General features: G+C 70.9%; 14 protein-coding genes. 7 read left to right on the top strand and 7 right to left on the bottom strand.

Annotated features, from left to right (window positions below):
• Positions 1 to 43 precede the first annotated feature (43 nt).
• A complete protein-coding gene (locus QIY60_RS21195) occupies positions 44 to 1,630 on the top strand; it encodes a Na+/H+ antiporter (RefSeq protein ID WP_283143844.1) in 1,587 nt (528 codons plus the stop codon).
• 94 nt (positions 1,631 to 1,724) lie between these two features.
• Here the strand turns inward: QIY60_RS21195 and QIY60_RS21200 are convergent, their stop codons facing one another.
• Positions 1,725 to 2,792 carry a mechanosensitive ion channel domain-containing protein gene (locus tag QIY60_RS21200; protein ID WP_283143845.1) on the bottom strand — a complete coding sequence of 356 codons (1,068 nt, stop codon included), beginning with the start codon at positions 2,790 to 2,792 and terminating at the stop codon, positions 1,725 to 1,727.
• A 30-nt stretch (positions 2,793 to 2,822) separates the two neighbouring features.
• Between QIY60_RS21200 and QIY60_RS21205 the strand changes: the two genes are divergently transcribed.
• Positions 2,823 to 3,392: a dienelactone hydrolase family protein gene (locus tag QIY60_RS21205; RefSeq protein WP_283143846.1), complete on the top strand. Its 570-nt coding sequence runs from the start codon at positions 2,823 to 2,825 to the stop codon at positions 3,390 to 3,392.
• 8 nt (positions 3,393 to 3,400) lie between these two features.
• Here QIY60_RS21205 and QIY60_RS21210 read toward each other — a convergent pair whose 3' ends face one another.
• The 4 genes from QIY60_RS21210 to QIY60_RS21225 form a co-directional block, all read right to left on the bottom strand.
• Positions 3,401 to 5,050: an alkaline phosphatase D family protein gene (locus tag QIY60_RS21210; protein ID WP_283143847.1), complete on the bottom strand. Its 1,650-nt coding sequence runs from the start codon at positions 5,048 to 5,050 to the stop codon at positions 3,401 to 3,403.
• Between the two features lie 128 nt (positions 5,051 to 5,178).
• Positions 5,179 to 5,991 carry a thioredoxin domain-containing protein gene (locus tag QIY60_RS21215; protein WP_283143848.1) on the bottom strand — a complete coding sequence of 271 codons (813 nt, stop codon included), beginning with the start codon at positions 5,989 to 5,991 and terminating at the stop codon, positions 5,179 to 5,181.
• A gap of 91 nt (positions 5,992 to 6,082) precedes the next feature.
• Entirely contained in the window at positions 6,083 to 6,772 is a 690-nt protein-coding gene (locus QIY60_RS21220) for a hypothetical protein (protein ID WP_283143849.1), read from the bottom strand.
• A gap of 53 nt (positions 6,773 to 6,825) precedes the next feature.
• The gene (locus QIY60_RS21225; protein ID WP_283143850.1) at positions 6,826 to 8,178 is read right to left on the bottom strand and encodes a DUF2252 domain-containing protein; all 1,353 of its coding nucleotides are present in this window, start codon (positions 8,176 to 8,178) and stop codon (positions 6,826 to 6,828) included.
• Positions 8,179 to 8,405: 227 nt separating this feature from the next.
• Between QIY60_RS21225 and dnaE the strand changes: the two genes are divergently transcribed.
• On the top strand, positions 8,406 to 11,945 hold the full coding sequence (dnaE, locus tag QIY60_RS21230) for a DNA polymerase III subunit alpha (protein ID WP_283143851.1): 3,540 nt from the start codon (positions 8,406 to 8,408) through the stop codon (positions 11,943 to 11,945).
• 91 nt (positions 11,946 to 12,036) lie between these two features.
• On the opposite strand, the gene QIY60_RS21235 is transcribed toward dnaE, so the two are convergent.
• Entirely contained in the window at positions 12,037 to 12,210 is a 174-nt protein-coding gene (locus QIY60_RS21235) for a hypothetical protein (RefSeq protein ID WP_283143852.1), read from the bottom strand.
• Between the two features lie 282 nt (positions 12,211 to 12,492).
• On the opposite strand from QIY60_RS21235, the gene QIY60_RS21240 reads away from it, so the two are divergent.
• From QIY60_RS21240 to QIY60_RS21255, 4 genes are all read left to right on the top strand, one after another.
• Positions 12,493 to 13,755, top strand: a complete 1,263-nt coding sequence (locus QIY60_RS21240; protein WP_283143853.1) for an NYN domain-containing protein — start codon at positions 12,493 to 12,495, stop codon at positions 13,753 to 13,755.
• A 135-nt stretch (positions 13,756 to 13,890) separates the two neighbouring features.
• On the top strand, positions 13,891 to 14,922 hold the full coding sequence (locus tag QIY60_RS21245; protein ID WP_283143854.1) for an ABC transporter ATP-binding protein: 1,032 nt from the start codon (positions 13,891 to 13,893) through the stop codon (positions 14,920 to 14,922).
• A gap of 23 nt (positions 14,923 to 14,945) precedes the next feature.
• A complete protein-coding gene (locus tag QIY60_RS21250; protein WP_283146022.1) occupies positions 14,946 to 15,755 on the top strand; it encodes an ABC transporter permease in 810 nt (269 codons plus the stop codon).
• 34 nt (positions 15,756 to 15,789) lie between these two features.
• Positions 15,790 to 16,413: a DUF2567 domain-containing protein gene (locus tag QIY60_RS21255; protein WP_283143855.1), complete on the top strand. Its 624-nt coding sequence runs from the start codon at positions 15,790 to 15,792 to the stop codon at positions 16,411 to 16,413.
• A 312-nt stretch (positions 16,414 to 16,725) separates the two neighbouring features.
• Here QIY60_RS21255 and ybaK read toward each other — a convergent pair whose 3' ends face one another.
• Positions 16,726 to 17,217 carry a Cys-tRNA(Pro) deacylase gene (gene ybaK, locus QIY60_RS21260; protein ID WP_283143856.1) on the bottom strand — a complete coding sequence of 164 codons (492 nt, stop codon included), beginning with the start codon at positions 17,215 to 17,217 and terminating at the stop codon, positions 16,726 to 16,728.
• Positions 17,218 to 17,223: the final 6 nt, after the last annotated feature.

Here is a 17,223-nt window from a genome sequence, read left to right on the forward strand (position 1 = left end):
GCACGCTGGGCGTCTTGATCGCCTCGCCGCCCGGAGGGCATCCGTGGATCAGCTGGCCCTGCTGTTCGTGCTTCTGCTCGGAGCGGTGGTCACCGTTCCGGTCGGGGACCGGCTGGGGCTGCCCGCGCCGGTCCTGATGACGCTCGTCGGCGGGGCCCTCGCCCTGCTGCCGTTCGTCCCGAACGTCGCCGTGCCGCCGGACTTCATCCTTCCGCTCGTTCTGCCGCCGCTGCTCTACGCGTCCGTCCAGCGCACCTCCTGGCGGCAGTTCGCCGCCAACGTCCGGCCGATCCTGCTGCTCGCGGTGGCCCTGGTGTTCGTCACCACGGCGGCCGTCGCGGCCGTCGCGCACGCCATCGTGCCCGGGCTGCCGATCGCCGCCGCCGTCGCGCTCGGAGCCCTCGTGGCGCCGCCCGACCCGGTCGCCGCCACCGCCGTCGCGGGCTCGCTCGGGCTGCCCCGCCGGCTGGTGTCGATCCTGGAGGGGGAGGGGCTGTTCAACGACGTCACCGCGATCGTGCTCTACCACGTGGCGATCGCGGCGGCGGTCAGCGGCGACTTCTCGTGGCCGGACGCGGTGGGCGAGCTGGTGCTGTCCGCCGTGGTGGCGGTCGTGGTCGGGCTCGTCCTCGGCTGGGCCGCCAACAAGCTGATGGGGCTGCTCGACGACGCCACGCTCCAGATCGGCCTCACCCTGCTCGTGCCGTTCGTCGGCTATGTGCTGGCGGAGGAGTTCGGCGGGTCGGGGGTGCTCGCCGTGCTCACCCTCGCGCTGTTCCTGGCTGAGCACGCGGTGGACGCGGACGACGTCCAGGGGCGCCTCGCCGGGGCCACGTTCTGGCAGATCGTCGACACCCTGGTGACGGGGATCGCGTTCGGGCTCATCGGACTCGAACTGCACAACGTGTTCGGCACCGCGACCGGCCGCGTCGGCGAGATGGCGGGCTGGGGCGCGATCGTGGCCGGGGTCGTGGTGGGCGTACGGCTGGTGTGGCTGCTGCCCGCGACCTGGCTGGCCAAGCGGCTGCACACGCGGCGGGACTACGACGAGGAGATCCCCACGACCTGGCGGGAGACGATCGTCATGTGGTGGGCGGGGATGCGCGGGGTGGCCTCGGTCGCGCTCGCCCTCGCGATCCCGCTCAGGACCGACGACGGTTCTCCCTTCCCCGCGCGCGACGAGATCGTCTTCGTCGCCTTCTGCGTGATCATGGCGACGCTGGTGCTCCAGGGGCTGACCCTGCCGTCCCTGGTGCGGCGGCTCGGCGTGCAGGCCGACACCGACGCCGAGCGGGCGCTGGAGCGGGAGCTGGCGATCCGCGCGGCGAAGGCGGCGAAGCGGCGGCTGCGGGAGATCGAGGACGTGGAGGAGCTGCCCGAGGAGGTCATGGAGCAGCTGCTGCGGCGGGCGTACGACGTGGGGGCGCGGATCAGTCCGGACATGGTCGACGAGGAGCGGCGGGAGGCGTACGCGAAGCGGGTGGAGCGGCTGCGGACGATCCAGCGGATCCAGCGGGAGATGATGTCGGCGGCGCGGCACGAGGTGTTGTCGGCGCGGAGCGAGGCGGGCGCGGATCCGGAGATCGTGGACCGGGTGCTGCGTCAGCTGGATGTACGCAGCCTGCGATAGCGCTTCGCTGGAGGTGCGGTGACTCGTCTGCGGGCCGTCTGTGGCTGGTCGCGCCCACGCGGCGGAGCCGCACAATGACACAGCCCCGCGCCCCTTAGCCTGCACGCCCGTTCTGCGGATGCGGCTCGCCCTCGCCCCGTTCCGTGTTGATGCGGGGCAGGGCGTACGGATGGTGGTCGTGGAGCCACGTCACCATCTGTTCGCGGACCGTGCAGCGGACCGTCCAGATGTCGCCCGCGTCCTTCGCCGTGACCGTCGCGCGGACCACGATCGTCGACGGGGTGGTGTCGGTGACCGCCAGGCCGCTCTCGCGGCCGTCCCAGGCCGGGCACTCCCGCAGGATGTCGGCGAGTTTCTCGCGCATCAGCGCCACCGGGGCCGCGTGGTCCAGGTGGAAGAAGACCGTGCCGGTCATCTGGACGCCGCCGCGCGACCAGTTCTCGAACGGCTTGCCGGTGAAGTACGACACCGGCATCGTCAGCCGCCGCTCGTCCCAGGTGCGCACCGCGAGGAAGGTCAGCGTGATCTCCTCGACCACGCCCCACTCGCCGTCCACCACCACCGTGTCCCCGATCCGCACCATGTCGCCGAAGGCGATCTGGAGGCCCGCGAAGAGGTTGCCGAGCGTCGACTGGGCGGCCACGCCCGCCACGATGCCGATGATGCCCGCCGAGGCCAGCAGCGAGGTGCCCGCCGTCCGCATCGCCGGGAACGTCAGGAGCATCGACGCCACCGCGACCACGCCCACGACCGCCGTCACCACGCGCTGGATCAGCGTCACCTGCGTACGGACCCTGCGCACCCGCGCCGGATCCAGCGCGGAGGCCGCGTACCGCGCGTACGACGCCTCGACGACCGCCGCCGCGATCCGCACCACCAGCCAGGCGCTCGCCCCGATGAGGACGAGGGAGAGGGTCTGGCCGAGGCCCGCCTCGTGGTCCTGGATCGGGGCCCACTTGATCTGGAGGTAGGTGCCTCTCAGCAGCGCGGTGAGGACGACGACCTGCAACGGGACGCGGCAGCGGCGCAGCAGGCCCCACAGCGGAGTCTCGCTGTGCCGGGCGTCGGCCTGGCGGAGCAGCCGGTCGGCCAGCCACACGAGGGCCAGCGTGAGCACGACCGAGCCGCCGATGACGATCAACGGACGCAGTGCGTTCTCCATGCCCCCGACCGTAGCTGGCACCATGGCCTCATGAACATCATGCTTTTCCATTCGGCGTACGGCCTGCGGCCCGCCGTGCACGAGGCGGCCGAGCGGCTGCGCGCCGCCGGACACGTGGTGCACGTGCCCGACCTCTACGACGGCCGCACCGCCGACACCCTGGAGGAGGGCATGACGATCCGCGACGGGATCGGCAACGACGAGCTGCTCAAGCGCGCGATCCTGGCCGCCGCGCCGCACTCCGACGAGGGCCTGGTCTACGCCGGGTTCTCGCTCGGCGGCTCGCTCGCCCAGACCCTCGCGCTCGGCGACGAGAAGGCCCGCGGGCTGCTGCTCCTGCACGGCACCGCCGACATCGCCGAGGGCGCGTCGGTGGACGAGCTGCCCGTACAGCTGCACGTGGCGGACCCGGACCCGTTCGAGACGGACGACTGGCTGAACACCTGGTACCTGCGCATGGGCCGGATCGGCGCCGACGCGGAGGTGTACAGGTACCCGGGCGCCGGGCACCTGTACACCGATCCCGAACTGCCGGACTACGACGAAGAGGCCGCGGAGAAGAGCTGGAGCACCGCTCTCGGCTTCCTCGACTCGCTGTAGCGCCCGGCTCAGACCACCGGCGAGTAGACCCGCTCGGCCTTCTGGCTGCCGTTGAGCGTCCGGTACGAGCGGGTCCACGAGGACGTGGCGTCCTGCTTCCGCTTGTCGGAGACCACGTAGTAGTCCATCTGCGAGCGCTGGGCGTCGACGTCGAGGACGCCGTAGCCGTGCGAGTCCATGTCGACCCACTTCACATGGCGGTTGGCGGCCTTGATCGCGGCCGCCGCCACCAGCGACACGGTGTGCGGGGCGACGTGCAGCATCTCGTCGATGTTGTCGGAGGTCACCGACGTCACCACGAACTCGGTGCCCGCCGACTTCGACAGCGGGTAGGTGCCCGCCTTCACCGGTACGTCGTTGGCCCACGCCATGTGGATGTCACCGGTGAGGAAGACGGTGTTCTTGATGCCGTTGTCCACCAGATGGCCGAGGAGCTCGCGGCGGTCGTCCGTGTAGCCGTCCCACTGGTCGACGTTGATGGCGATGCCCTCCTTGGGCAGGCCGAGCAACTCCGCCAGCGGCGCGGTCAGTTCGGCCGGCAGCGCGCCGAAGGCGACCGGCGAGATCATCACGGAGGTGCCGACCAGCTGCCAGGCGGCGTTCGAGGCGGAGAGCCCCGACTTGAGCCAGTCCAGCTGGGCGCGGCCGGTGATGGTGCGCTCCGGGTCGTCCACCTTGCCGCTGCCCACGCTCGCCTGCTGGGAGCGGAAGGAGCGCAGGTCGAGCAGGTGCAGATCGGCCAGCTTGCCGTAGCGGATGCGCCGGTAGGTGGTGCCCGCGATGGACGGGCGGACCGGCATCCACTCGAAGTAGGCCTGCTTGGCGGCCGATACGCGCGCCGCCCAGTCGCCCTCGGTGCCGGGCGTGTGGTTCTCGGCCCCGCCCGACCAGGCGTCGTTGGCGAACTCGTGGTCGTCCCAGATCGCGATCACCGGGTGCGCGTGGTGCATCGCCTGGAGGTCCGCGTCCGTCTTGTACTTGCCGTGCCGGGTGCGGTAGTCGGCCAGGTTCAGGATCTCGTGGGCCGGCTCGTGCTGGCGTACGACGTACTTCGTCTCCGGGTAGGCGCCCGACGCGTACTCGTAGATGTAGTCGCCCAGGTGCAGCACCGCGTCCAGGTCGGAGCGGGCGGCGAGATGGCGGTAGGCGGAGAAGTAGCCGGACTCCCAGTTGGAGCAGGAGACCACGCCGAAGCGGACGTTGGCGGCCGCCGCGTCCGTGGCGGGGGCGGTGAGCGTACGGCCGACGGGGGAGAGCGCGGTGCCCGCGGCGAACCGGTACCAGTACGCGGTCGCCGGGCGCAGGCCGCGCACATCGGCCTTGACGGTGTGGTCGGAGGCGGCCGTCGCGGTGGTGCGGCCCTGGGCCACGATCCGCGAGAAGCCCTTGTCCTCGGCTATCTCCCAGGAGACTTCGGTGTCCGGGCCCTTGCCGGAGCCGGGCACCGCGTCGGGAGCGGGGGTGACCCGGGTCCACAGCAGGATGCCGTCGGGCAGCGGGTCGCCGGAGGCGACGCCGTGCAGGAAGGCGGGGGCCGAAGCGGAGTCCGCGACGGCGGCGGTCGCGCCGGCCACCAGGGGCGCGGCGACGACAGCGGTGGCGGCAGCGGCCTTGACGACCGTGCGGCGCGTGGGGGTTGAGGTGAATCGACTGGTCACAGCCGCACACCTTACTGATGGGTAGCGCGAACGGGCAGACTCGCGGCAAAAGTTTGTCTGCCCGTTCGCCGGCGTCCATCTGAGCGCGCGTCAGCGCCCGGGCCCCGCCGAAGGCCCTTTCGGCGGCGTCAGCCCTTCAGGGCCTTGTCGATGGCGGCGGTGAACGCGGCCGGGTCCTGCGGGGCGTTGTCGCTGTTCGCGCCGGTGATCTTCTTGCCGTCCATCTTGAGGGTCGGCGTGGCGGTCACACCGCTGTCGTCGAACTTCTTCGACATGGTGAGCGCCCACTTGTCGAAGGTGCCGTCCTTGACGTCCTGCTGGAACTTGGCGTTGCCCTTGAGGGCCGGAACGCTGTCGGCGACCTGGATCAGGTAGTCGTCGTTCTTGAACTTGTCCGTGGTCTCGGCCGGGTGCCACTTCGCCGAGAAGAGCTGCGCCTTGTACTCCATGAACGCCTCGGGGCTCACGTTGAGCGCGGCGCCGAGCGCGCTGAGCGCGTTCTTGGAGCCGACCCCCGGGCTGCCGTTGTCGATGAAGGTGGCGCCGATGAACTGGATCTTGTACTTGCCGGCGTCGACGTCCTTCTTGACCGTGGCGCCGACCTGCTGCTCGAAGACCGAGCAGACCGGGCAGCGCGCGTCCTCGTACATCTCCAGGGTCTTCTTGGCGGTGGGCTTGCCGATGACGACGGTGGTGCCGTCGGTGCCCGTGGTGTTGGCGGGCTTGACCAGGGTCTTGTCCTTGGCCGCGTCCCACTCGCCGGGCTTGTTGCCCTGCATGACCGCGTAGCCGATGCCGCCGGCTATCGCGAGGACGCCGACGATCGAGGCGGCGACGACTATCTGGCGGCGTGCCTTGTCCTTCTTGGCCTGGCGCTCGCGCTCCAGTTTCAGCCGCTCACGGGCGGCTGCCTTGTTGGCCTGGCTGTTGCGCTTGCTCATGATCGTTTTCTCCGTGTGGCAGGTAGGGCAGGTGAGAAAGTGCTGAGAGGGACCCGGGTGACCGGGCCGATGTGCTCGGGAGGGCCGTCGCTCAGACGGCGGTGAGCAGTGCGGGGCGGGGCGGTCCCCGCCGTCCCACGGAGTGCACGAGCAGCCGGGCGCGCGACGGCGGCCCCGCGCGCCGCACGGGCCGCACCCGCGCCCGTACGGGACGGACCGCGCCGCCCACCACGGCGACCGCGAGCAGCAGCGGCCGGAACGCCAGCACCCCGACCGTGCGCACAAGACGCGCGAGGGCGGCCTCGCCGCGCCGCAGCCAGGCCGCGGCGAGCAGCCCGACCGTCACGTGCGCGGCGAGCAGCAGCCACGGCACGGCCGGGGCGGGACCGCCGAGCAGCACGGCCGCGCTCGCCCGGGACCCGGCGACGCCGGGCAGCTCGGTGCCCACGCTCCCGCCGCACAGCACGTTCACGCCCACCGACCGCAGCGCGCCCGCGACCGGGCCGCCGGAGGGCCCGTAACAGACGTGCTGGCCGGTCGAGAAGACGGTGTCGGCCGCGAGCTCCAGCGGGACGAGCAGCCCGGCGATCGACCAGAAGCCGCGCTCGCGGCCCGCGAGCGCGTACGCGATCAGGAACACGGTGCCGGCCGCGCCGGCCACCAGGGGCACCGGCAGCGGGACGCGGGAGAGCAGGACGTGGGACGCGCTGGAGAGCGCCACGACGAGCGCCGTGAAAAGCGCCGCGCGTGCCGCTCTGAGCCGCGTACCGGATATGTCCATCGGGCTGAGTTTGCCATGCGCCGCTGTCAGTGGCGCCTAAGAAATCCGTGAGACTACAGACCCGGAATCCGACCGTTACGGAACAGGTCGACGAAGATCTGGTGGTCGGCCCGCGCCCGTGCCCCGTAGGCGTGCGCGAACTCCACCAGGAGGTCCGCGAAGCCCTCCTCGTCGGCCGCTATCGCCGCGTCGATGGCCCGCTCGGTGGAGAACGGCACGAGCTCCGAGTGGCCGCTCTCGTCGTCCGCCGCCGCGTGCATGGTGGCGGTGGCCCGGCCCAGGTCCGCGACGACCGCCGCGATCTGCTCCGACTCGTCGATGTCCGACCAGTCCAGGTCCACCGCGTACGGCGAGACCTCGGCGACCAGCTGGCCCGCCCCGTCCAGCTCGGTCCAGCCCAGCCACGGGTCGGCGGCGGCCTGGAGGGCGCGCTGCGAGATCACCGTGCGGTGGCCCTCGTGCTGGAAGTAGCCGCGCACCGCCGGGTCGGTGACGTGCCGGGAGACCGCCGGGGTCTGCGCCTGCTTCATGTAGATCACGACGTCGTTCTCCAGGGCGTCGCTGTGGCCCTCCAGAAGGATGTTGTACGAGGGCAGACCGGCCGAGCCGATCCCGATGCCGCGCCGCCCGACGACGTCCTTGACCCGGTACGAATCGGGCCGCATGAGGCTGGAGTCCGGCAGCGTCTCCAGGTAGCCGTCGAAGGCGGCGAGCACCTTGTAGCGGGTCGCCGCGTCCAGCTCTATCGAGCCGTCGTCCTCGGAGAAGCGGCGCTCGTACTCGCGGATCTCGGTCATCGAGTCGAGCAGCGAGAAGCGCGTACGCGCGCGTGCCGAGCGCAGCGCGCCGAGGAGCGGCCCCTCGGCCGTGTCCAGGGTGAACGAGGGCACCTCGTCGCCCTTGGCGCCGGCCGCCAGGGCGTGGATCCGCTCGCGGTAGGCGGCGGCGTAGATCCGCACCAGCTCGGTGATCTGCCCGTCGCTGAGCGCCTTGGCGTGGCCGATCAGGGCCAGCGAGGCCGCGAAGCGCTTGAGGTCCCAGGTGAAGGGGCCCACGTACGCCTCGTCGAAGTCGTTGACGTTGAAGATCAGCCGGCCGTTGGCGTCCATGTACGTGCCGAAGTTCTCGGCGTGCAGGTCGCCGTGGATCCACACCCGGCCGGTACGTTCGTCCAGGTAAGGACCGCTGTGTATGTTCCCGCCCTCCCGCCCGGCGTTCTCCGCGTCCAGATCGGCATAGAACAGGCAGGCCGTGCCCCGGTAGAAGGCGAACGCGGAGGCCGCCATCTTGCGGAACTTGACCCGGAAGGCGGCCGGGTCGGCGGCCAGGAGCTCGCCGAAGGCGGTGCCGAAGACGGCGAGGATCTGCTCGCCGCGCTCCTCGGTGGTGTGCTGCGGGACCGACATCGCCGGGTGCCTCCTGGTGCGTACGTGCGGGTAGAGATGCGCAACAAATGGGACGGGTGATTCCGCCCCTTCCAACGCGTGACCGTACCCCGGAGTGCCCGCCCGTCACCCGACCACCTCCCCTCATCGAGGCGCTGCGCGCCGCCGCAGTTCTCACAACGGCTGTCAGCGGGCCGACGTAGACTTCCAGGCTGTCCCCCCCTCTCCCCGCCATGGAGGCCCCCGCCGTGTCGAAGCCGCCGTTCACGCACCTTCACGTACACACCCAGTACTCGCTGCTGGACGGTGCCGCGCGGCTCAAGGACATGTTCGACGCGTGCAACGAGATGGGCATGACGCACATCGCGATGTCCGACCACGGCAACCTGCACGGGGCGTACGACTTCTTCCACACGGCGAAGAAGGCGGGTGTGACGCCGATCATCGGCATCGAGGCGTACGTGGCCCCCGAGTCGCGCCGCAACAAGCGCAAGATCCAGTGGGGCCAGCCGCACCAGAAGCGCGACGACGTGTCCGGTTCGGGTGGTTATACCCACAAGACGATCTGGGCGGCCAACGCGACGGGCCTGCACAACCTCTTCCGCCTCTCCTCCGACGCGTACGCGGAGGGCTGGCTGCAGAAGTGGCCCCGGATGGACAAGGAGACCATCTCCCAGTGGTCGGAGGGTCTGATCGCCTCCACCGGCTGCCCCTCCGGCGAGCTCCAGACCCGGCTGCGCCTGGGGCAGTACGAGGAGGCCCGCCAGGCCGCCTCCGACTACCAGGACATCTTCGGCAAGGACCGGTACTTCCTGGAGCTGATGGACCACGGCATCGACATCGAGCGCCGGGTCCGCGACGACCTCCTGAAGATCGGCAAGGAGCTGGGCATCCCGCCCCTGGTCACCAACGACTCGCACTACACGTACGCGCACGAGGCCACCGCGCACGACGCGCTGCTGTGCATCCAGACCGGCAAGAACCTCTCGGACCCCGACCGCTTCAAGTTCGACGGCACCGGCTACTACCTGAAGTCGACCGACGAGATGTACGCGATCGACGCCTCGGACGCCTGGCAGCAGGGCTGCGCCAACACGGCCCTGGTGGCCGAGCAGATCGACGTCAGCGGCATGTTCGAGGCGAAGAACCTCATGCCGAAGTTCGACATCCCCGACGGCTACACCGAGGTCACCTGGTTCCGCGAGGAGACCATGCGGGGCATGCACCGCCGCTTCCCGGGAGGCATCCCGGACGACCGCATGAAGCAGGTCGAGTACGAGATGGACACCATCATCTCGATGGGCTTCCCGGGCTACTTCCTCGTGGTCGCCGACTTCATCATGTGGGCCAAGAAGCAGGGCATCGCGGTCGGCCCCGGCCGAGGCTCCGCGGCCGGCTCGATCGTGGCGTACGCGATGGGCATCACCGACCTCGACCCGATCCCGCACGGCCTGATCTTCGAGCGGTTCCTCAACCCCGAGCGCGTCTCGATGCCCGATGTCGACATCGACTTCGACGAGCGTCGGCGCGTCGAAGTGATCAGGTACGTGACCGAGAAGTACGGCGCCGACAAGGTCGCCATGATCGGCACCTACGGCAAGATCAAGGCCAAGAACGCGATCAAGGACTCGGCCCGCGTCCTCGGCTACCCGTACGCGATGGGCGACCGCCTCACCAAGGCGATGCCCGCCGACGTCCTGGGCAAGGGCATCGACCTCAACGGCATCACCGACCCCAAGCACCCGCGCTACAGCGAGGCGGGCGAGATCCGGGGGATGTACGAGAACGAGCCGGACGTGAAGAAGGTCATCGACACCGCCAAGGGCGTCGAGGGCCTGGTCCGGCAGATGGGTGTGCACGCGGCCGGCGTGATCATGTCCAGCGAGACCATTACCGAGCACGTCCCGGTGTGGGTGCGTCACACCGACAACGTGACCATCACGCAGTGGGACTACCCGAGCTGTGAGTCGCTCGGCCTGCTGAAGATGGACTTCCTGGGTCTGCGCAACCTGACGATCATGGACGACGCCGTCAAGATGGTGAAGGCCAACAAGGGGATCGACATCGATCTCCTGGCCCTTCCGCTCGACGACCCGACGACCTTCGAGCTGCTCCAGCGCGGCGACACCCTCGGCGTCTTCCAGTTCGACGGCGGGCCCATGCGGTCCCTGCTGCGGCTGATGAAGCCCGACAACTTCGAAGACATCTCCGCCGTGTCCGCGCTCTACCGCCCGGGCCCGATGGGCATGAACTCGCACACGAACTACGCGCTGCGCAAGAACAAGCAGCAGGAGATCACCCCGATCCACCCCGAGCTGGAGGAGCCGCTCGAAGAGGTCCTGGCCGTCACCTACGGCCTGATCGTCTACCAGGAGCAGGTCCAGAAGGCCGCCCAGATCATCGCCGGGTACTCGCTCGGCGAGGCCGACATCCTCCGTCGCGTGATGGGCAAGAAGAAGCCCGAGGAGCTGGCGAAGAACTTCGTCATCTTCGAGGCCGGTGCCAAGAAGAAGGGCTTCAGCGACGAGGCCATCAAGGCGCTCTGGGACGTCCTGGTCCCGTTCGCCGGGTACGCCTTCAACAAGGCGCACTCCGCCGCGTACGGCCTCGTCTCGTACTGGACCGCCTACCTCAAGGCGAACTACCCCGCCGAGTACATGGCGGGGCTGCTGACCTCCGTCAAGGACGACAAGGACAAGTCGGCGGTCTACCTCAACGAGTGCCGCCGCATGGGCATCAAGGTGCTGCCGCCCAACGTCAACGAGTCCGAGTCCAACTTCTCGGCGCAGGGCGACGACGTGATCCTGTTCGGCCTGACCGCCGTGCGCAACGTCGGTCAGAACGTGGTGGACTCGATCATCAAGTCCCGCAAGGCGAAGGGGAAGTACACCTCGTTCCCCGACTTCCTCGACAAGGTCGAGGCGGTCGTCTGCAACAAGCGGACCGTCGAATCGCTGATCAAGGCCGGCGCCTTCGACGAGATGAAGCACACCCGCAAGGGCCTCACCGCGCACTTCGAGCCGATGATCGACAACGTGGTGCAGGTCAAGCGCAAGGAGGCCGAGGGGCAGTTCGACCTCTTCGGCGGGATGGGCGAGGACGACTCCGACGAGCCGGGCTTCGGCCTGGACGTCGAGTTCTCCGACGTCGAGTGGGAGAAGTCGTACCTGCTCGCCCAGGAGCGGGAGATGCTCGGTCTGTACGTGTCGGACCACCCGCTCTTCGGTCTGGAGCACGTGCTCTCCGACAAGACCGACTCCTCCATCCAGCAGCTCACCGGAGGCGAGCACGCGGACGGCGCGGTCGTGACCATCGGCGGCATCATCTCGGGCCTCCAGCGCAAGATGACCAAGCAGGGCAACGCCTGGGCGATCGCCACCGTCGAGGACCTGGCGGGCTCCATCGAGTGCATGTTCTTCCCGGCGACCTACCAGCTGGTCTCCACCCAGCTCGTCGAGGACGCGGTGGTGTTCGTCAAGGGCCGCCTCGACAAGCGCGAGGACATCCCGCGCCTGGTCGCGATGGAGCTGATGGTCCCGGACCTGTCGTCGGCGGGGACCAACGCGCCGGTGGTGCTCACCATCCCGACGGTGAAGGTGACCCCGCCGATGGTCAGCCGGCTGGGCGAGATTCTCGGCCACCACAAGGGCAACACCGAAGTGCGGATCAAGCTCCAGGGGCCGCGCACGACCACGGTGCTGCGGCTCGACCGGCACCGGGTCCAGCCGGACCCGGCCCTCTTCGGCGATCTGAAGGTGCTGCTCGGCCCGTCCTGTCTGGCGGGCTGACCGGCGGCGGAATTCTTATTTCATACGGAAGGGGCGCGTCCGAATAGGGCGCGCCCCTTCCGTATTTGTGTGCCTGGTGCATGTGGAATTATCAGTTGTGGCCGAAGCGACGCTGGTGCTTACGGGCAACATCCGCCGGACTGCCCTGGGCCTGCGCCTGGGGCTGGGACTGCGCTTCCATCGCCTGCTTGACCGCGTCCTGCTGACCGCGCTCGGCCTGCGAGGCGACCTGCTGCTGCTTACGGCCGGACTTGTTCTTGGCCATGGTGATGCCTCCTGGGGGGACTAGGGTCCAGGGCCGCTGCCAGCCTCACATGTCCCGACAAAGAGCGCATTTCGGACGATTACCGTGCGTATTCGAACGTAAAGGGTGCGTGGTGGAAGAGTTCGCCACGCCGATGATCGAGTTCCGGCCGTTAACCCTCGCAGGGTCGGGCAGACTCGAAGGAAACCCGAAGTACGTTCCCTGATCTCTCGATCTCCTGCACTCTTATCTCCCTGATCTCCTTTGCCTCTGATCTTTTGATTTTCAAGGTTCTGAAAGAGGGTGGAACGCGTGGACCGCTGCGTCGTCCTTGTGGATGCGGGTTACCTGTTGGGCGCGGCCGCGAGCCTTCTGGCCGGAGAGCCTGCCCGTTCACGGATCACCGTCGACCACGCCGCCCTGATCCAGGCGCTGCGCGAGCGGGCGGAGGCCGACACCGAGCAGCCGCTGCTGCGGATCTACTGGTTCGACGGCGCCCCCGACCGGGTGCCCCAGCCGGAACACCGCAGGTTGCGGGTGATGTCCCGGGTGACGGTCCGGCTGGGCGCACTGACCCGCAGCGACGGGCGGTGGGCGCAGAAGGGCGTCGACGCGGCGATGCACGCCGAGCTCACCGAGTTGGCCAGAAATCGCGCCTGCTCGGACGTGGTCCTGGTGACCGGGGACGGCGATCTGCTGCCCGGACTGATGTCGGCCAAGGAACACGGCGTCGCCGTGCACCTGTGGGCCGTCCAGGCCGCCGACGGCGACTACAACCAGTCCGAGGACCTGGTGGCCGAGGCCGACGAACGCCGGGTCCTCGACCGGGCCTGGATCACCCAGGCGGTCCGGGTCAAGGAACTGAGCACCATGTACGCCCCGGCCGCGGCCCCCCGCCCGGAGATCGCCGCCATCCTCTCCGCCCCGCTGCCCGAGTCGGCGCTCGCCGCCTCCGCCGAGCGGGCCGCCGAGGCCCAGGCCGCGGCCGCCCGCAACGGGACGGCCCAGCCCCCGGCGGCCGTCGGCAACGGCACGGCGGTCACCTCCTCGCCCGGCACCGCGGTCAAGGGCGTGCCCACGCCCAAGGACCTGGCGGGCCTGCGCGGGCCCGGCGCTCAGGCCACCTCGCCGCACGCCCCGCACGCGACCCTGCGCTGGTCCTCCGACAAAGGCTGGGTCGAGCGCCCCGGCTCCACGCTCGGCGAGTCCCCGGAGACCGCCTCGCTGCCCACCCTCGCCCAGCTGACCAGCGCCGAGCAGCGCTGGGCGGACCGCGAGGAGGACATCACCACCGTCGGCGGCGACCCGTACGAGGTGGGGCAGGTCTTCGCGCGCCGCTGGATGGAGCGCCTGCCGGACACGACCCACGTACAGAAGCTGTCCACCATGTATCCGCGCATCCCGCACCGCATCGACGGCGAACTCCTGCGGTACGCGGCCCGGTTCGGGCTGCTCGCCCACAAGGACGACCAGATCGACGAGCACGACCGGTACGCGATCCGGGCGGGCTTCTGGCGGGAGATCGACGTCAGGGCGGCCGCCGAGCGGGCGCCGGTGGGGGAGTAGTACGCGGCGGGGCGCGCGGGGAGCCCACCGCGCGCCCGGCACCCCGGACGCCAGGGGCGAACCGGACGGTTCGACTCCTCGGCGCCGATCGTTCGGCGAACGGAACAAACAGGGGTCCGGGGGCGGAGTGGCCCGATGGACCCCGTAGGCTCGTTGTCCGTGAGTACCGGCACAGCAGCGGCGCGGGCCGGCACCGTTTGCGCGGTGCGGGGCCTCACCAAGACGTACCCCGCCGCGCGCGGACGACGCGGCTCGGCCGGTACGCCCGAGATCAGGGCCACCGACGGGATCGACCTCGACGTGGGACGCGGCGAGATCTTCGGCCTGCTCGGGCCCAACGGCGCGGGCAAGTCGACCCTGGTGCGCCAGCTCACCGGGCTGATGCGGCCGGACTCCGGCAGCGTCGACGTCCTCGGCCACGACCTGGTGCGCCACCCCGAGCGGGCCGCCCGGCTGATCGGCTACCTCGGGCAGGAGTCCACCGCCCTCGACGAGCTGACCGTGTCGCTCGCCGCCGAGACCACCGGCCGGCTGCGCGGACTCCCCGTCCGCGCCGCCCGGGCCGAGCGCGACGCCGTACTGGAGGAGCTCGGGCTGACCGCGCTCGCCGGGCGGCCGCTCAAGAAGCTCTCCGGCGGACAGCGGCGGCTCGCCTGCTTCGCCGCCGCGCTCGTCGGCGACCGGCCCGTGCTCGTCCTCGACGAGCCGACCACCGGCATGGACCCGCTGGCCCGGCGGGCCGTCTGGGCGGCCGTCGACCGGCGCCGGGCCGAGCGCGGCGCGACCGTGCTGCTCGTCACCCACAACGTCATCGAGGCCGAGACCGTCCTCGACCGGGTCGCCGTCCTCGACCGCGGCAAGGTCATCGCCTGCGACACCCCGGCGGGCCTGAAGGAACGGGTCGCCTCCGAGGTCCGGGTCGAGCTGGTGTGGCGCGAGCGGGCGCCCGTCGAGCTGCCCGAGGTCGCGGCGCTGCGCGAGCGGGCGCAGGAGTCCGGGCGGCGCTGGGTGCTGCGGCTCGGCCCCGACGCCGCGCGCGCCGCCGTCGCGGCGGTCACCGGCGGGCCCGCGTTCGCCGCCCTCGACGACTTCACCCTGGCCACGCCGAGCCTGGAAGACGTCTACCTCGCCCTCGGCGGCCGTACGGAAGGTCTGGTGAAGGCGTGAGCGCGTTTCCCCTGGAGGTTTCCGTGGAGGCTCCCCCGGAGGCGCTCGCCGCCCCGGCGGAACGGGCCGGGGCGGTCGCGCCGCTCGCGCCCCGGGCGCGGCTGCTGCCCGCCCTCTCGGCCGTCTACCGGGCCCAGCTCTCCCGGGCCAAGGTGGCCCGCATCCCGCTGCTGTTCGTGGCGACCTTCCAGTCGATCGGGATCATGGTCCTGATGCGGGGGGTCGTGGACGGCGGCAGCGAGGCGCGGGCCGTGGTCGCCGGGTCGAGCGTCCTGGTGGTCGCCTTCGTCGCGCTCAACCTGCTCGCGCAGTACTTCGGGCAACTGCGGGCGGGCGGCGGGCTCGACCACTACGCGACGCTGCCGGTGCCGCCCGCGTCCGTGGTGCTCGGCGCGGCCGCCGCGTACGCCTCCTTCACGGTGCCGGGGACGCTGGTGACGGCGATCACCGGCTGCGTGCTCTTCGGACTTCCCCTGGCGCACCTCTGGGTGCTCGCCGCGGTCATCCCGCTGGCGGGCGCCGCGCTCGCCGGGCTCGGCGCGGCCCTCGGACTCCTGGCCCCGCGCCAGGAACTGGCGACCCTGCTCGGCCAGTTGGGCATGTCGGCGGCGCTGCTGCTCGGCGTCCTGCCGGCCGACCGGCTGCCCGGACCGATCGCGTACGCACGTGATCTGCTGCCCTCCACGTACGGGGTGGAGGCCTTCGCGCACAGCTTCGGCGGGCACCCCGACTGGGCCGTCATCGGGCTCGACCTCGCGGTCTGCGCGGCCGTCGGGGTCGTCTCGCTGCTCGTGGCGACCTGGGCGTACCGCCGGGCGGCGGTCTCCCGGTGAGGCGCCGCACAGGAGCGCCTGGCACGATGGCGGGGTGACCGCACCTCTGACGCCGCCTCACCAGCAGCCACCGGACGACGACGCCTGGCAGGACTCCGCACACCCCGGTTCCGGGCCGGGTGTCCCCGTACGGGAGGAGGGCCCCGCGATGAAAGCGGAGCTGCGGGACGCCGTGATCGCGGCGGTCGCGGTGGCGGTCACGGGCGTGCTGCTCGGGCTGCTGTGGGTGTGGCTGGCGCCGCGGGTGCCGCTGATCTCCGACGACAAGGCCGTCTTCCTCAAGGACACGGAGGGCGAGGAGGCGATCGGGGCGGACGGAACGTTCATCCTGCTCGCGCTGGGGTTCGGCGTGGTGTGCGCGGCCATAGTCTTCCTGCTGCGCAGGCGCGGCGGCATCCCGCTGGTGGCCGGGCTGGCCGTGGGCGGCCTCCTCGGGTCCTGGCTGGCCTGGCGGGTCGGGGTGTGGCTGGGGCCGACGCAGGACGTGGTGGCGGCGGCGCGGGCGGCGGGCAAGGGGGTCGTGTTCGATGCGCCGCTGAAGTTGAACGCGAAGGGGGCGCTGCTGGCGTGGCCGGTGGCGGCGATGGCCTCCCACCTGGGCCTGACGGCCCTGTTCGGGCCGCGGGACCCCGAGCCGTGGCCTCCCACGGAGCTGTAGCCCCCACCCCACCCCTTCCCGAAGCTCTCCGAGGGTGCTCGTACGTCTGCGGACCGTAGGTGGCTGGTCGCGCAGTTCCCCGCGCCCCTAACTGCCCAGGGGCGCGGGGAACTGCGCGAGCAACCCACCACGGTCCGCAGCCAAACCGGGGGGCCCGGGGGCGTAGCCCCAGGTGAATTACGCCGGGCGGTGGCCGTGGTTCGCTCGGCCCTTTTTGATTCGCCACTTCCGCTTGCGGGTTCGTTTCGACATGGGGGCAACCTGCTCGCCCATGGGCGATGTGTCCAGGGGGGTTACCGGACAACAGCCGAATCAGCCGCGCGCCACCGGTGCAAGCACCGCACCCGTCAGCGCCGCCAGATCCCCCGGCGCCAGCTCGACCTCCAGGCCCCGGCGCCCCGCCGAGACGCAGATCGTGGCATGGGCCGAGGCCGACGCGTCCAGCACCGTGCGCAGACGGCGGCGCTGGCCCAGCGGCGAGATGCCACCCCGGACGTAGCCCGTGGTCCGCTCCGCCGCCGCCGGATCCGCCATCGCCGCCCGCTTGCCCCCGACCGCCGCCGCCAGCGCCTTGAGGTCGAGGGAGCCCGCCACCGGGACCACCGCCACGGTCAGCTCGCCGTCGACGTCCGCCACCAGCGTCTTGAAGACGCGGTCGGGGGAGACGCCGAGGGCCGCCGCGGCCTCCTCGCCGTACGACGCGGACGAGGGGTCGTGCTCGTACGCGTGCACCGTGAACTCCGTGCCCGCCGCCGTCAGCGCCACCGTCGCCGGAGTGCCCCCGGCCGCCTTCTTCTTCGCCAACTCAGC

This window comes from Streptomyces sp. BPTC-684 (assembly GCF_030028635.1).
GTDB classification, from domain to species: Bacteria; Actinomycetota; Actinomycetes; order Streptomycetales; family Streptomycetaceae; genus Streptomyces; species Streptomyces noboritoensis.

Coding starts and splice junctions, on each gene's coding strand:
- QIY60_RS21200 (WP_283143845.1), bottom strand. CDS start 2,792: ATGGAGAACGCACTGCGTCCGTTGATCGTCATCGGCGGCTCGGTCGTG.
- QIY60_RS21205 (WP_283143846.1), top strand. CDS start 2,823: ATGAACATCATGCTTTTCCATTCGGCGTACGGCCTGCGGCCCGCCGTG.
- QIY60_RS21215 (WP_283143848.1), bottom strand. CDS start 5,991: ATGAGCAAGCGCAACAGCCAGGCCAACAAGGCAGCCGCCCGTGAGCGG.
- QIY60_RS21220 (WP_283143849.1), bottom strand. CDS start 6,772: ATGGACATATCCGGTACGCGGCTCAGAGCGGCACGCGCGGCGCTTTTC.
- QIY60_RS21225 (WP_283143850.1), bottom strand. CDS start 8,178: ATGTCGGTCCCGCAGCACACCACCGAGGAGCGCGGCGAGCAGATCCTC.
- QIY60_RS21235 (WP_283143852.1), bottom strand. CDS start 12,210: ATGGCCAAGAACAAGTCCGGCCGTAAGCAGCAGCAGGTCGCCTCGCAG.
- QIY60_RS21245 (WP_283143854.1), top strand. CDS start 13,891: ATGGACCCCGTAGGCTCGTTGTCCGTGAGTACCGGCACAGCAGCGGCG.